This window comes from Ruegeria sp. I3 (assembly GCF_056532525.1).
The window spans coordinates 249,923-263,818 of record NZ_JBQFNI010000005.1; the positions used below are offsets into that span (position 1 = coordinate 249,923).

Sequence of the window (13,896 nt, forward strand, 5' to 3'; positions counted from 1 at the left end):
CCCAATTTTGTCACTTATCTTACCCACCACGTTCACCTTCCAGGCGCAGGGGAACATGAAAATATATGTAACCTGATGCTACCAACCAGCTATCGCTGAAGCGTTACCTGCCGTCGCCGTTGCCCTGACACCCGATCCACCGCTATCTCCACTGGATGCGTTTACGGATGTTCTCGTTTCACCCGAGGCGCTTACACCTGCGCGCGCTGATGTCCCGGAACGCCCTTCGGCGCTGGCTGAGGCCCGGTCTGGCGCTTCGGATCGCCCGCTTTCGCGGGCCGCCGACACCTCAGAACGACCTTGTTCCGTTTGCCGCCGCGCTTCACGCCGCTCTGGCCTTTCAGATTCAATCTTTAGGGCCTGAGCCTGTCTGCCCGAGCACCCTTCGGCACTCACCCGAAACGGTGGCAGCAGTTGCGTTTGCGAGCGTATGAAGGGGAAACCACCTTTTAGCGCTTTGTCATACTGCTCCTGATCTACCGGGCGCCCCACCTGACCGCCCGAACCGGTCGCAAAGAGACTGCACTGTCGGCTTGCCGACCGGCATGACCCGCGTCGGCCGCACATCTGAACGGTGCCCTCGATAACCAGCATCGCGCTTTGGCTGCCGGATGTAATCCACATGTCAAATGTCGTTCCCCGCACGGCCATGGTGGCATCGGGCGTTTTGATCGAATAAGCGCGCTTTCTGCTTTTGCCCGAAATGAAACGGAAACTGCCGCCCAGCGCCTGCACGGTGAAGTTTTTTGCCTTCCGATTGCCTCGCAGCATCGAGACATCCAGGATCATTCGCGCGTTCGGACCAACCGCGATCTTGGTTTCATCTACAAACACCAATTGAACCACGCCTGATCTGTCGGTCGAAATAGTATCGCCTGAAACAACATCCATCCCTTCACGCAAGCGTATCTTTTTACCGGCCCGGATAATATCCGCGCCCGGTTTAGCACTGAGCACTTTTCCGATTGATGCGATGGCCGACGCAGGCAGCGTCGCTAGAACCAAGAAAACACAAAACAATTTCAACCAGGCCAAACCCAAGTCCCCTTCCCCCAAAAGGTACCTACCAGGGTGCCAAACACCCCACGCCCGATATCTGTCGCCTCAGAAAGCTAAATCTGAATAGTTATTAGAGCCTTAAAACTAGACAAATATGCGCCAGAACAGGTGGAGTTGGCAAGGTTTTGCATGTTTTTCAGCATTTCGGGGGTTTCGCACCCCTGCTTCCGGTAGCCCCAGCGCTCCTTCTTGTGGGTTTGATCATCGGTATTCAGAAAAAATTTCCAGACATAGAAAATCGCCTTGTATCTGGATGACAGGCAAGGATATACCGGCCAGCGGAGACGTGGCCGAGTGGTCGAAGGCGCTCCCCTGCTAAGGGAGTAGGCGGGAAACCGTCTCGAGGGTTCGAATCCCTTCGTCTCCGCCACCCATACCGGGCATCACCTGCGATGCCTGCCATGGTCTGAACGATCTCATAAGATCATCTCACTGAATTCACGACATTTCACGGGCGTTGCACACTACCAATTCTCAAGGCGGATTGGATCGGTCGCATCAACCATTGCACCCTGATGCCGGAGCTTGGTGCGTTGTCTGCAGTACAATTCAGCCCAGGATGTTGGAGGCGGTGAGATAATTATCTTCATCGCCCTAGAGAGCTAAATTTAGCAAGCTGGCAAAATCGACACCCGTTACGGATTCAAAAAAAGGCCGTCCCAACTGGGACGGCCTTTCATTCACTGTCTCTCGAAAGAGGTTCAGGCAGCCAGCGCGGCCTGTGCTTTGGCGACGATCGCGCCGAACGCTTCCGGTTCGTGCACAGCCAAGTCGGCCAGAACTTTGCGGTCCACTTCGATACCGGCCAGGTTCAGGCCGTTAATGAAGCGGGAATATGTCAGTGCCTCGTCATGCGAACGGACAGCGGCGTTGATACGCTGGATCCACAGCGCGCGGAAGTTGCGCTTGCGGTTCTTGCGGTCGCGGGTTGCGTACTGGTTGGCCTTGTCTACGGCCTGACGGGCAACCTTGAAGGTGCTCTTGCGGCGGCCATAGTAACCTTTGGCAGCCTTGATGACCTTCTTGTGACGGGCGTGAGTTACGGTTCCACCTTTAACGCGGGACATCTCTTAATCTCCTCTTAGCGGTCGTAGGGCATGTAGCCCTTGACGATCTTGGCGTCGGGGGCGGACAGGGTGGTGTTGCCACGGGCGTCGCGGATGAATTTCTTGGTCCGCTTGATCATGCCGTGCCGTTTGCCGGCCTGGCCAGCAAGGACCTTACCGGTCGCAGTCACCTTAAAGCGCTTTTTGGCGCTCGACTTTGTCTTCATCTTAGGCATTTCCGTCTCCTTTCGGGGTTCGGTTTCAAACGCGACTCGGCATGCCATCTCGGCCGGTCACGCGATCAGAAGCGCCGTTTACGCAAGTTCGGTCATACTGGCAAGGGGGTTTGGGCCAGAATCTGCGCTTTTTGCAGGCTGGCTAGGCACCGGGGCGACGCGCGCCGCCCCGGTAGTTTGGATTAATGTTCGAATTTGCGGATTTCGCCACTCTTCAGCCGTTCGGCGTAGGACGCCAGTTCCTGACGTACCACTTTCATCAGGAAGTAGAGCGCGAAGACGTTCACAACCGCCATGGCAAAGATCGCCGCATCCGAGAAGTCGATAACGGGGCCAAGGTTAGCCGCTGCACCGATGACTACGAAGATGCAGAAGATGACCTTGAACACCAGTTCCTTGGTGTGACCCTCACCGAACAGGTAGGTCCAGGCCTTGAGGCCGTAGTAGGACCAGCTGATCATGGTCGAGAAGGCGAACAGAACTACTGCGATTGCCAAAACGTAAGGGAACCAACTGAACGCGCTGCCAAAGGCGGCTGAAGTCAGGCTGACGCCCGAGTTTCCGTCAACCGTTGCGATGGCATTACCGGCTTCGTTCAGCATATAGTTTCCGGTCTCCGGATCGACGATCAGCTGCTGCGTGATGATGATCACCAACGCGGTCATGGTACAGATCACAACCGTATCAATGAACGGCTCCAGCAGAGACACAAAGCCCTCGGTGATCGGTTCTTTGGTGCGAACCGCCGAGTGGGCAATCGCCGCAGAACCAACGCCCGCTTCGTTCGAGAACGCCGCACGCCGGAAGCCCTGGATCAATGCGCCGACCATACCGCCAGCAACACCAAGACCGGTGAAGGCTCCTGCGAAGATCTGGCCAAAGGCCCAACCGATCTGATCCGCGTTCATCAGGATGATCACCAGCGCCGCGGCCACATACATCACGCCCATGAAAGGAACGACTTTCTCAGTCACGCGCGCGATGGATTTCAGGCCGCCCACGATCACTGCAAAGACGATGCCTGCAAAGACCAGGCCAGTGATCCAGCCCGGGTAATCTCCGACGATGCCTGCGATCTGCTGATGCGCCTGATTGGCCTGGAACATATTGCCCCCACCAAGCGCGCCAAGGATGCAGAAGATCGAGAACAGAACGGCCAGAATTTTACCGCCCGGCAGGCCCAGTTCGTTGAACCCTTTCGACATATAATACATTGGACCACCAGAAACGGTGCCGTCATCATATTCGTTGCGGTACTTCACACCCAGCGTACATTCGGTGAATTTCGACGCCATGCCCAACAGGCCTGCGACAATCATCCAGAAAGTTGCACCTGGCCCGCCGATACCGACGGCGACCGCAACACCGGCAATATTACCGAGGCCAACTGTACCGGACAGCGCCGTTGCCAGCGCCTGAAAGTGGCTAACTTCACCCGCATCATTGGGATCAGAATAGTCACCTTTCACAAGGCTGATCGCATGACCGAAGAAACGCAATTGTACAAAGGCAAAATAAAGCGTGAAGACGGTCGCGGCGATCACCAGCCAACCCACGATCCAAGGGAACCCGGTGCCCGGAAACGGGGCAAAAATAAAGCTGACGAAAGGCCCGGTGAAATCAGCAAAGGCCTGGTTGATTTTATCGTCCAACCCGACCGCCTCCTGTGCGGCAGTGGGGCTCGCAACCAGAGCGGCAAGTGCTGCCAGACTCAGTTTGTTCTGAATATTCATCATAATCTCTCCCCTCAGTTCACGACCGTAACCGGAACATCGGCGTGCATGACAAGGTTCTGGGTCGAACTGCCAAACAGGCGTTTTTTAAACCCATCTGCCGAGGCCCGACCCACAACGATCTGGGAGCCACCGTTTTCAACCGTGATTGCATTCAGCGTTTCCGCCACATCTCCGTGACGGACGATGCCGCGCGCCTCGAATCCTGCAGCCTTCAACGCCTCGACCGCTGGCTCGATGATCCGTGACGTAGCTAACGCAACCTCTTCTTCGCGCCGTTTGTGGCGCAGGGCGTTCTCTTCTGGTGTCTGGAATGTGAAAGGAGACCATTCGATGACGTAAACCGCCAGAAGCTCGCATGAACCGATACGCCCGGCCAAGTCTTTGGCAAAGGCGATCGCGCGTTCTCCGGTTTCTGTCCCGTCCAGTCCTATGACAATTTTCGTTGTCATGCCGTTCCTCCGTTATTGTTGCTTTGGCCGGGGCCCTCGCCCCCGGCAGGGCAGCCGGAACCTGGAACTTGCTTGAGTAGACCGCCCTAAGGGCAAGTATCCCGAAAAAACACGCAAAAACAGAGAGATTATTTCTGGATACAACCCTCAAACTTCTAAGGCACTGTAAATAAATATTATTATATGCCTAAATATTAGGCATGCGCTTTGTATCAAACTGAAATTAGTAGTGGTGATCCGGGCTTAGCCCGGATCAGTGTTGTAGATCAGCCGTTCATCACAAGGGGCTATACGTAAGATGTTGGTGGTGCCAGGAACATTGAAAGGGACGCCGGCGGTGACCACAATCTGATCAGTCTCAGCGGCGAAACCACCCGAACGGGCGGCGCGAGCGGCGCTGACGACCGCACCTTTGAACCGCTCTTGTTCAGGGGTTAAGACGCAATGACAACCCCAGCTCAGGCAAAGCCTGCGGGCGGTGCCGGTGGCGGGGGTCATCGCGATGATAGGCACACCGGGACGCTCACGGGCGGTGAGCAAGGCGGTGGTCCCGCTTTGAGTGAAGCAGCAGATGGCTTTGATGTCAGTCTTTTCGGCAATCTCGCGTGCCGCAGCCACGATACCATCAGCGATGGTCGTACCCTTGGCGGTACGCGACGCGGCAATAATCTGAGTGTAGGTTGGGTCAGCTTCAACTTCGATGGCAACCTTGTTCATCGTCTGAACCGCCTCGATGGGATAAGAACCAGCAGCCGATTCAGCACTCAGCATGATTGCATCGGTACCCTCGTAGATCGCGGTGGCCACGTCCGAAACCTCGGCCCGTGTGGGCATTGGGCTTTCGATCATGCTTTCCAGCATCTGGGTTGCGACAATCACAGGCTTCGCGGCTGTACGGCATTTACGCACCAGACGTTTTTGGATCGGGGGGACTGCCGAAACAGGCAGTTCGACGCCCAGATCACCCCGCGCAACCATGATCCCGTCTGAGGCGTCAAGGATATCGTCAAAAGCTTCGACCGCAGCAGGTTTTTCGATCTTGGACAAGATCGATGCTCGGCCATCCGCCAGTGCGCGCGCCTCGAACACATCCTTGGCACGCTGAACGAAGCTCAGCGCCAACCAGTCCACACCCAGTTGGCAGACAAATTCCAGATCGTCGCGATCCTTGGCCGACAGCGCTGCCAATGGCAGCACCACGTCAGGCACGTTCACACCCTTGCGGTTCGAGATCGTGCCGCCGACTTCGACCGTGCAATGTGCAAAATCCTGACCGCAATCCTGTACGATCAGACGAATCTTTCCGTCATTGACCAGCAGGCGCGCACCTGGCTCCAATGCGGCAAAAATTTCGGGATGTGGCAGGCAGACCCGGGTGATATCCCCGGCTGCCGGATCAAGATCCAGACGGAATGCGGCGCCCTCCTCCAGTTCTTCCGCATCATTTGCAAACACGCCAACGCGCAGCTTTGGCCCCTGCAGATCGGCCAGAATCGCGATCGGGCTTTCCAGATCCTTTTCGATCTGCCGGATTATACGGTGCCTCTCGCGAATCTCATCGTGGCTGCCATGGCTCATGTTCAGCCGGAATACATCGGCCCCGGCCTCATGCAGCGCTCGGATGGTGTCATAGTCATTGGACGCCGGTCCCAGCGTCGCCACGATTTTCACATTTCTCAGGCGTCGCATTGATCAGGCTCTCCTCAAACGCGTAAATGTTACCGCAAACATTGCTCAGGCTGCTTATTGCGCAATTCCCTTTCCAACGCAACTGTCCTACACCTGCGGCAAACAAGATGACAGGCTCATGACATACTCTCCGTTTTTTGTTCACGGCGCGGATCGCCCGTCGCGTTGGCTGATTACTTGCGACCACGCCACCAACATGGTGCCGCCCGATATCAACGGCGGAGACCTGGGCCTGCCGCGCGAAGATATGGAACGCCATATCGCTTATGACGTGGGCGCCTACGAGGTCTCAAAGCATCTGGGTGAGGTCCTGAACGCCCCCGTAATCGCAGCCAACTTCTCGCGCCTCGTAATTGACCCCAACCGGGGCGAGGACGATCCGACGCTGCTGATGAAGCTCTATGACGGTTCGATCATCCCCGGTAACCGACACGCAGATGCGACCGAGCGTGAGCGTCGTCTAAATATGTGTTACCGGCCCTATCACGATGCGCTGGCACAGCTTGCGGCCCTGCCGCATGCGGTCATCATCTCGATGCATTCCTTTACGCGCCAGCTCCGTGGCCGCGATCCTCGGCCGTGGCACATCGGCGTCTTGCACACACCGGATGAGCGGTTCTCGCGCCCGCTGATCAACCGGTTGAACGCCGAGGATGATCTGTGCGTTGGGGTAAATGAACCCTATACAGGTGTGCTACCCGGCGATGCGATCGACAAGCATTGCAGCAGTTTCGGCCGTCCTAATGCACTGATCGAGCTGCGTAATGATCTGATTGCGGATCATTACGGGCAACGCAGCTGGGCCGAACGATTGGCCGTTATTCTGCAAGATGCACTGAACGATAGCGGACTATGACTTAAGGTCACTTCATGCCGCTTCCGATCCTCGAAATATTGTGAGCCAATATACTGACACCCATATATTAAGGGAAAGGAGACGACCATGACTCAGGAATTCCTGACAACTGTCTTCGGCTGGATGACCGCCCTTAACATTGCGGTTTTGTTGTTAAGCACGCTGATGATCATCATCATGCAGGACTGGATCGCAGGCGTACATGGCAGAATGTTCCAAATGGAGCGGGCCGACGTAAAGAGGGCCTATTTCAGGTATCTTGCGAACTACAAAATCCTGACAATCATTTTTTGCCTTGTGCCGTGGCTGGCCCTCAAGCTGGCATAAAGCATCCAAACCTGACGTTCCAAGGGGCCTTAGGGCCCCTCCTGTTCGTTGTAACATGGCCCACGGATTGCTAGGTCAGGTCCAGATCGCAAGACAATCATTCGGAGCCCGACAATGGACAAGCAAACTGAAATCGAACTTCAGGCCGCAGCGTTTCGCCGTTTGCAGCAGCATCTGATGCAGGATCGCACCGACGTACAGAACATCGATATGATGAATCTGACCGGGTTCTGCCGTAATTGCCTGTCGCGCTGGTATCAGGAAGCCGCCAATGCCAAGGGCATCGACATGGACAAAAACGAAGCGCGCGAGATTTTCTATGGCATGAGCATGGATGAGTGGAAGGCCAACTACCAGACCGAAGCGAACGCCGAGAAACAAGCCGCCTTCAAGGTCGCGTTTGAAGAGAACGTCACGAAAAAAGGCTGACGCCCCGAAAACGAAAAATGCCCGCCATACTTGCGGGCATTTGGTTTAGATTGCGGCCTTTCGGCTTTCGTCCAGATAGATCTCGCGAAGGCGTTTGGCAATCGGGCCCGGCGTGCCATCACCCAGTGCCACGCCATCAATCTCAACCACCGGCATGACAAAGGCGCTGGCGGAAGTGGTGAAGGCCTCATCCGCCTCTTTCGCCTCGTCGATGGTGAACAGGCGTTCCTCAATCTCCATCTGCGCCTCGGCTGCCATGCGCAGAACCGCCTTGCGGGTGATGCCGTGCAGAATGTCGTTGGACAGCGGGCGGGTGACGATCTTGCCGTTCTTGACGAAATAGGCGTTGTTGCTGGTGCCTTCGGTGACATAGCCATCTTCAACCAGCCAGGCATCGTCACAGCCAGCCGCTTTCGCCATCATCTTGCCCATGGACGGATACAGCAGCTGCACGGTTTTGATATCGCGGCGGCCCCAACGGATGTCATCGATCGAAATGACCTTGGCCCCTTTCTTCGACGCGGGGCTGTCGGCCAGACCTGGCTTATTCTGCGTGAACAGAACCAGCGTAGGCTTGGTATCCGCTGACGGAAACACAAAATCCCGGTCGCCGTCACTGCCGCGCGAAACCTGCAGATAGATCAGACCTTCTTCGATGTTGTTCAGCTCGACCAGTTTGCGATGGATTTCCAGAAGTTCTTCTTTGCTGCAGGGTTCAGCCATCTGTAACTCGTCCAGCGAGCGTTTCAGCCGCACCGCGTGGCCCTCGAAATCGACCAGCTTACCATCCAGCACACTGGTCACTTCGTAGACGGCGTCTGCAAACAGGAAACCTCGATCAAAGATCGAGACGCTTGCCTCGGTTTCAGGCAGGTATTCGCCATTTACATAAACGGTGCGGGTCATGTTCTTCTCCTCAGCCCCAAAGTGCCGCTTTGGGCGGATGCACTCCGGCGTCATCAAAAATCAGGGGTGTGTCGCGGTCTTCTGCCAACAAAAGCGGTCCGTCAAGGTCCGTCACCATCGCGCCCTGCGCCACCAGCGTTGCAGGTGCCATGGCCAGCGAACTTCCAACCATGCATCCGACCATGATGCCATAGCCCTCGGCCAGCGCGGCCTTGCGCAGCTCCAGCGCCTCGGTCAGACCGCCGGTCTTGTCGAGTTTGATGTTCACCACATCATATTTGCCTTTTAGCGCAGGCAAGCTGGCCCGATCGTGACAGGATTCGTCGGCACATACCGGCACCGGACGATCCATACCGATCAGCGCATCATCCTCACCGGCTGGCAGAGGTTGTTCAACCAGAGCAACGCCCAGTCGCACAAGATGCGGCGCAAGATCGGCGTACACTTCAGCAGACCAACCCTCATTGGCGTCGATAATGATTTTGGAGTCCGGCGCACCAGCCCGCACGGCCTCAAGCCGAGGCATGTCGTCCGGTGTACCAAGTTTGATCTTCAACAAGGGTCGGAACGCATTTTCTGCCGCCCGTGCCTGCATTGCCTCGGGAGTGTCCAGGGAAAGAGTATAGGCCGTAACTTCAGGCCCCGGTGCGGCAAGTTCCGCCAGCTCCCACGCCCGTTTGCCGGAGCGTTTCGCCTCAAGGTCCCAAAGCGCGCAATCCACTGCATTCCGAGCCGCGCCGGCAGGCAGCAGATCCATCAGGGAATAGCGAGAGAATACGTCGGGCAGGCCGGCAATCTCGGCCTCGACTGAATCCAGCGTTTCGTCATAGCGCGCATAGGGCACGCATTCGCCCCAACCATGATGCACACCATCCGAGATCCGAACCGTCAGGACCTTTGCCTCGGTCCGTGAGCCGCGCGAGATAGTGAATACCTGCGCCAGCCGAAATACATCGCGGGAAACGTCAATCTGCACGCGTTCAACCTTTCATCGAAAGTGATGTCTGTTGCCGACAGCAAGGGGCGATCGGCAACCTGCTTAGATCACAGTGCGGCCAGCGCATCCACCAGTTTACCGGCACCAAACCGGTAAGGATCGGTTGCTGGGATACCCATCTCGGTCTCAACCTTGGCGATGTATGCGTGTGCGTCGTCTTCGCTCAGATGCTGGGTGTTGATCGACACGCCCGCAACCTGGCATTCCGGGTTAGCAACACGCGCCAGCGGCAGCGCTGTGTCGCGCAACTGCTCCAGCGTCGGCAGCGAATACTCAGGCAATCCTCGCATATGGGTCCGGGTCGGCTCGTGGCACAGGATCAGCGCGTCGGGCTGACCGCCATGAATCAGCGCCATGGTCACGCCAGAATAGGACACATGGAACAAAGAGCCCTGCCCTTCGATGTGATCCCAGTGATCCGGATCGTTGTCCGGTGTCAAATACTCAACGGATCCCGCCATGAAATCGGCGATAACCGCATCCAGCGGAACGCCCTGACCCGTGACCAGAATTCCGGTCTGACCGGTGGCCCGGAAGGTGGATTTCATGCCGCGTTTGCGCATTTCAGCGTCCATGGACATCGCAGTGTACATCTTGCCGGCAGAGCAGTCGGTTCCAACGGCCAGGCACCGCTTACCGGTACGCTTGCGGCCGTTTGCGATAGGATATCCTACGGTCGGCACACGGACGTCGTGCAACGTGCAGCCGTGAGTCTGCGCCGCAGCAACCAGATCGCCTTCGTCGCGCAGCAGGTTGTGCAGGCCCGACGCCAGATCATAACCCATCTCCAGCGCTGCGATAAGAACCTCTTTCCAGGCCTCACTGATGACACCACCCCGGTTGGCAACACCAATGACAAGAGTCTTGGCACCAGCAGCTTTACCTTCGGCAAGTGTCATTTCGGTAAGACCCAAATCAGTCTTGCAACCATCCAGCCTTATTTGACCCACGGCATTCTCAGGACGCCAGTCGCGGATACCAATGGCCACTTTGGCCGCCAACAAGTCGGGCGCATCGCCCAAAAACAACAGGTACGGTGTCTCGATCATTGCGGTGCACTCCTTTGATTCTGGCTTAAGCTAGAGAACCGTTTTGACGAGGGTTTCTCAAATTCTTCTTGCCTGCCCGCCCACAGCGGGAAGTTTTTGCGTATTTGGGCTTTCTTGCACAAGATTGTTCGAAGTTTTTAAACTGATCAAACTTTAAGCACCCCATTTTGCCAGTATCTTCAATCATGCTGCATACGCATTGCCGCATATGCACAATCACGCTTGCGCAGCATTGCGCAATTTAATATCCCATGACCAACCCTAAACGCAATTTCCTTACTCTCATGAGGTCCAAATGAGCTTCCGCATCCAACCTGCCGCTCCGGCCCGGCCCAATCGCTGCCAACTGTTTGGCCCGGGCTCGAACACCAAGCTATTTCCCAAGATGGCTGCATCAGCTGCAGACGTCATTAATCTGGATCTAGAAGATTCGGTGGCTCCTTCCGACAAGGATACCGCTCGCGCTAACGTAATCGAGGCGCTGAACACAGTCGATTGGGGCAATAAATACATGTCGGTTCGGATCAATGGGCTGGATACACCCTATTGGTACCGTGACGTGGTTGATGTGCTGGAACAGGCAGGCGACCGTCTGGATCAGATCATGATCCCCAAGGTAGGCTGCGCGGCGGATGTCTATGCAGTTGACGCGCTGGTCACCGCGATCGAGCGCGCCAAGGGCCGAACCAAGCCAATTTCATTCGAAGTGATCATCGAATCTGCCGCCGGACTGGCGCATGTCGAAGAAATCGCAGCCTCATCCCGGCGCCTGCAGGCCATGAGCCTTGGTGCCGCAGATTTTGCAGCCTCAATGGGCATGCAAACAACCGGCATCGGGGGTACGCAGGAAAACTACTATATGCTGCGCGAGGGTGAGAAGCACTGGTCCGATCCGTGGCACTGGGCGCAGGCCGCAATTGTCGCCGCCTGCAGGACTCATGGCGTGCTGCCTGTCGACGGCCCGTTTGGCGATTTCTCAGACGATGAGGGCTATATCGCGCAGGCCAAACGGTCTGCCACGCTGGGGATGGTCGGCAAATGGGCCATCCACCCCAAGCAAATCGCATTGGCCAATCAGGTCTTCACACCGTCGGATGAAGCAGTGTCCGAAGCGCGCGAGATTCTGGCCGCCATGGAACAGGCAAAAGCCAACGGTGAAGGCGCGACGGTCTACAAAGGGCGTTTGGTCGATATCGCTTCGATTAAGCAAGCCGAGGTTATTGTGGCGCAGGCGGAATTAATCGCGGCGGGTAACTAAGAAAAAAGGGCGCTCAGCTGAGCGCCCCAATCGATCTGATCAGCGTCCAAATACATTGTTTGGTGTCCATGTGAAACGCTCACCCTTCTTTCCTGATTTCATCATCAGGCACGAGGTACCGTATTTCTGAAAATACTTGATTTTGATTGGATACCAACCCGCCTGCGGCACCTCGACCTCGGTGCGTTGGTTGGCTTCGCAGCCCTGACGGCCGTTGACATAGCCGATCTGCTGACCACCGACCCAGGCGTCAATCCCATCGTTCGACCAGGTCTCAAGCTCGTAAACTCCGGGTGAATCAAACCGGATATATCCGCTGATTTCCGCGGCAACATTGAACGCCTGATTGTAGGTCAGGACAGGATCACCTTCGTTCGTGTCTCTGTAGTCCAAACCTCGGAGGGGCTGACCCGGCTTTGCCTTTTTCAGCAGATGATTGACCTTCGAGAGGTTCTGGATTTTGCGAGGCGGGTTACCTTCCCAACTGTATTTTACGTTCAAACCGGCTTTTGGGCTGGGCTGAGGGCTAGCTGGCTGTAACTTCAAAGGTGCTGCTGTCGCAGCGCCGGCAAACATTGCCAAGGCAGCCACCAGCGCTCCGGTGCGGAAAAATGTCATGGTCTACTCCCTGAATTTGCGCCTGCTTCGGGGTTAATCCCTGCCGACGATCCTGTTGAGATGACACTAGGCGCTGAACTTTGACCTCGCAAGATGGTTAAAAATCACTTTTTAATGGTCACGCACGCATATCCTTAGGCGATCCCATCACAACATATGAGGTGATCGAGGTCACATGCGGCAGTGTACCCAGCACCTCGGTGTGGAAGGTTTTGTAGGAAGGCAGATCGGCACATTCGACCCGTAACAGGTATTCGATCGTGCCGGTGATGTTGTGACATTCCACCACTTCGGGCGCTTGTTGCAAGGCCCTTTCGAACCCTTCCTGCGCCGCTTTTGTGTGCTCGCCCAAACCAACGCCGATATAGGCAACGAAACCCACCCCCAGCGCCGCCGGGTTCAGCACCGCTCGGTAGCCGGAAATGACCCCTGCCCGCTCAAGCTCCTGCACCCGGCGCAAGCAAGCGGATGGGGACAGGCCCACCCGCTCGGCAAGATCGAGGTTGCTGACGCGGCCATCGCGCGAAAGTTCGTGCAATATTTGTTGGTTGATCTGATCAATCTTCGCCATTTATTGCGACATTAGCCTTAGAACGCACGAATACGCAATTTCATTTGCCGGGTTCAGCGAGAAAATGCAGCCATGACCTACGATATCCTGATGGCCCTGATCGCGTTTGCTTTTGTCTCGTCAATCACTCCAGGCCCTAACAACCTTATGCTGATGGCATCGGGTGCGAATTTCGGCTTTCGCCGGACAATCCCGCATATGCTGGGCATTGGTTTGGGCTTTACCTTTATGGTGCTTCTGGTGGGGGCGGGTCTGGTTCAGATCTTTGACCGGTATCCGATCAGTCATACCGTGTTAAAAGTACTGTCGGTTCTGTATCTGCTGTATCTGGCCTGGAAAATCGCCCACGCAGCGCCCGCCAAAGGTGCCGATGCTGCAGGCACCCCGATGACGTTCCTGCAGGCTGCAGCGTTCCAATGGGTGAACCCAAAAGCCTGGGCGATGGCGTTGACCGCGACAGCCGCCTATGCGCCCGACCAAACGATCAACGCGATTCTGCTGGTCGCGCTGGTGTTCGGAGCCATCAACCTGCCCTCGGTCAGCACCTGGACGGTTCTTGGACAGCAAATGGCGCGAATCCTGACGAACCCGCACCGATTGCTGGCATTCAACTGGACGATGGCGGCCCTGCTTGTGGCCTCGCTCTATCCGGTGCTGTGGCCGAATTAGG

At 56.4% G+C, this 13,896-nt stretch carries 16 protein-coding genes and 1 tRNA gene; 6 read left to right on the top strand and 11 right to left on the bottom strand.

The window, feature by feature from the left end; genetic code table 11:
* Window positions 1-78: 78 nt before the first annotated feature.
* Complete coding sequence (locus ACR0L9_RS15325; RefSeq protein ID WP_480896004.1) at window positions 79-1,005, bottom strand: FecR family protein; 927 nt, start codon at window positions 1,003-1,005, stop codon at window positions 79-81.
* Window positions 1,006-1,339: 334 nt separating this feature from the next.
* Here ACR0L9_RS15325 and ACR0L9_RS15330 point away from each other — a divergent pair.
* Window positions 1,340-1,429, top strand: a tRNA-Ser gene (locus ACR0L9_RS15330).
* A 331-nt stretch (window positions 1,430-1,760) separates the two neighbouring features.
* On the opposite strand, the gene rplT is transcribed toward ACR0L9_RS15330, so the two are convergent.
* The 5 genes from rplT to pyk form a co-directional block, all read right to left on the bottom strand.
* Complete coding sequence (gene rplT / locus ACR0L9_RS15335; protein WP_008756009.1) at window positions 1,761-2,126, bottom strand: 50S ribosomal protein L20; 366 nt, start codon at window positions 2,124-2,126, stop codon at window positions 1,761-1,763.
* A 14-nt stretch (window positions 2,127-2,140) separates the two neighbouring features.
* Window positions 2,141-2,341, bottom strand: a complete 201-nt coding sequence (gene rpmI / locus ACR0L9_RS15340; RefSeq protein WP_010443552.1) for a 50S ribosomal protein L35 — start codon at window positions 2,339-2,341, stop codon at window positions 2,141-2,143.
* A gap of 182 nt (window positions 2,342-2,523) precedes the next feature.
* A complete protein-coding gene (locus ACR0L9_RS15345; RefSeq protein WP_170465878.1) occupies window positions 2,524-4,074 on the bottom strand; it encodes an alanine/glycine:cation symporter family protein in 1,551 nt (516 codons plus the stop codon).
* 14 nt (window positions 4,075-4,088) lie between these two features.
* Window positions 4,089-4,526 carry a universal stress protein gene (locus ACR0L9_RS15350; RefSeq protein ID WP_170395586.1) on the bottom strand — a complete coding sequence of 146 codons (438 nt, stop codon included), beginning with the start codon at window positions 4,524-4,526 and terminating at the stop codon, window positions 4,089-4,091.
* Window positions 4,527-4,769: 243 nt separating this feature from the next.
* Window positions 4,770-6,215, bottom strand: a complete 1,446-nt coding sequence (gene pyk / locus ACR0L9_RS15355; protein ID WP_170395584.1) for a pyruvate kinase — start codon at window positions 6,213-6,215, stop codon at window positions 4,770-4,772.
* Window positions 6,216-6,333: 118 nt separating this feature from the next.
* On the opposite strand from pyk, the gene ACR0L9_RS15360 reads away from it, so the two are divergent.
* The 3 genes from ACR0L9_RS15360 to ACR0L9_RS15370 all read left to right on the top strand — a co-directional run bounded on the left by ACR0L9_RS15360 (window position 6,334) and on the right by ACR0L9_RS15370 (window position 7,827).
* Window positions 6,334-7,071, top strand: coding sequence for an N-formylglutamate amidohydrolase (locus ACR0L9_RS15360; RefSeq protein ID WP_480896006.1), 738 nt, complete (start codon window positions 6,334-6,336; stop codon window positions 7,069-7,071).
* Window positions 7,072-7,158: 87 nt separating this feature from the next.
* A complete protein-coding gene (locus tag ACR0L9_RS15365; RefSeq protein WP_170626220.1) occupies window positions 7,159-7,398 on the top strand; it encodes a DUF6868 family protein in 240 nt (79 codons plus the stop codon).
* 114 nt (window positions 7,399-7,512) lie between these two features.
* Complete coding sequence (locus ACR0L9_RS15370; RefSeq protein WP_170512703.1) at window positions 7,513-7,827, top strand: DUF1244 domain-containing protein; 315 nt, start codon at window positions 7,513-7,515, stop codon at window positions 7,825-7,827.
* Between the two features lie 45 nt (window positions 7,828-7,872).
* On the opposite strand, the gene ACR0L9_RS15375 is transcribed toward ACR0L9_RS15370, so the two are convergent.
* The 3 genes from ACR0L9_RS15375 to dgcN form a co-directional block, all read right to left on the bottom strand.
* Complete coding sequence (locus ACR0L9_RS15375; RefSeq protein ID WP_480896007.1) at window positions 7,873-8,733, bottom strand: D-amino-acid transaminase; 861 nt, start codon at window positions 8,731-8,733, stop codon at window positions 7,873-7,875.
* A gap of 10 nt (window positions 8,734-8,743) precedes the next feature.
* Window positions 8,744-9,709, bottom strand: coding sequence for an N-acetyl-D-Glu racemase DgcA (gene dgcA / locus ACR0L9_RS15380; RefSeq protein WP_480896008.1), 966 nt, complete (start codon window positions 9,707-9,709; stop codon window positions 8,744-8,746).
* 68 nt (window positions 9,710-9,777) lie between these two features.
* Window positions 9,778-10,779: an N-acetyltransferase DgcN gene (gene dgcN, locus ACR0L9_RS15385; RefSeq protein WP_170395572.1), complete on the bottom strand. Its 1,002-nt coding sequence runs from the start codon at window positions 10,777-10,779 to the stop codon at window positions 9,778-9,780.
* 295 nt (window positions 10,780-11,074) lie between these two features.
* On the opposite strand from dgcN, the gene ACR0L9_RS15390 reads away from it, so the two are divergent.
* Window positions 11,075-12,037, top strand: coding sequence for an L-malyl-CoA/beta-methylmalyl-CoA lyase (locus ACR0L9_RS15390; RefSeq protein ID WP_480896009.1), 963 nt, complete (start codon window positions 11,075-11,077; stop codon window positions 12,035-12,037).
* 39 nt (window positions 12,038-12,076) lie between these two features.
* Here ACR0L9_RS15390 and ACR0L9_RS15395 read toward each other — a convergent pair whose 3' ends face one another.
* Window positions 12,077-12,655, bottom strand: coding sequence for a PA14 domain-containing protein (locus ACR0L9_RS15395; RefSeq protein ID WP_170395568.1), 579 nt, complete (start codon window positions 12,653-12,655; stop codon window positions 12,077-12,079).
* Window positions 12,656-12,773: 118 nt separating this feature from the next.
* Window positions 12,774-13,226, bottom strand: coding sequence for an Lrp/AsnC family transcriptional regulator (locus tag ACR0L9_RS15400; protein WP_170733525.1), 453 nt, complete (start codon window positions 13,224-13,226; stop codon window positions 12,774-12,776).
* A 72-nt stretch (window positions 13,227-13,298) separates the two neighbouring features.
* On the opposite strand from ACR0L9_RS15400, the gene ACR0L9_RS15405 reads away from it, so the two are divergent.
* On the top strand, window positions 13,299-13,895 hold the full coding sequence (locus tag ACR0L9_RS15405; RefSeq protein WP_170395564.1) for a LysE family translocator: 597 nt from the start codon (window positions 13,299-13,301) through the stop codon (window positions 13,893-13,895).
* The last annotated feature ends 1 nt before the right edge of the window (window position 13,896 follow it).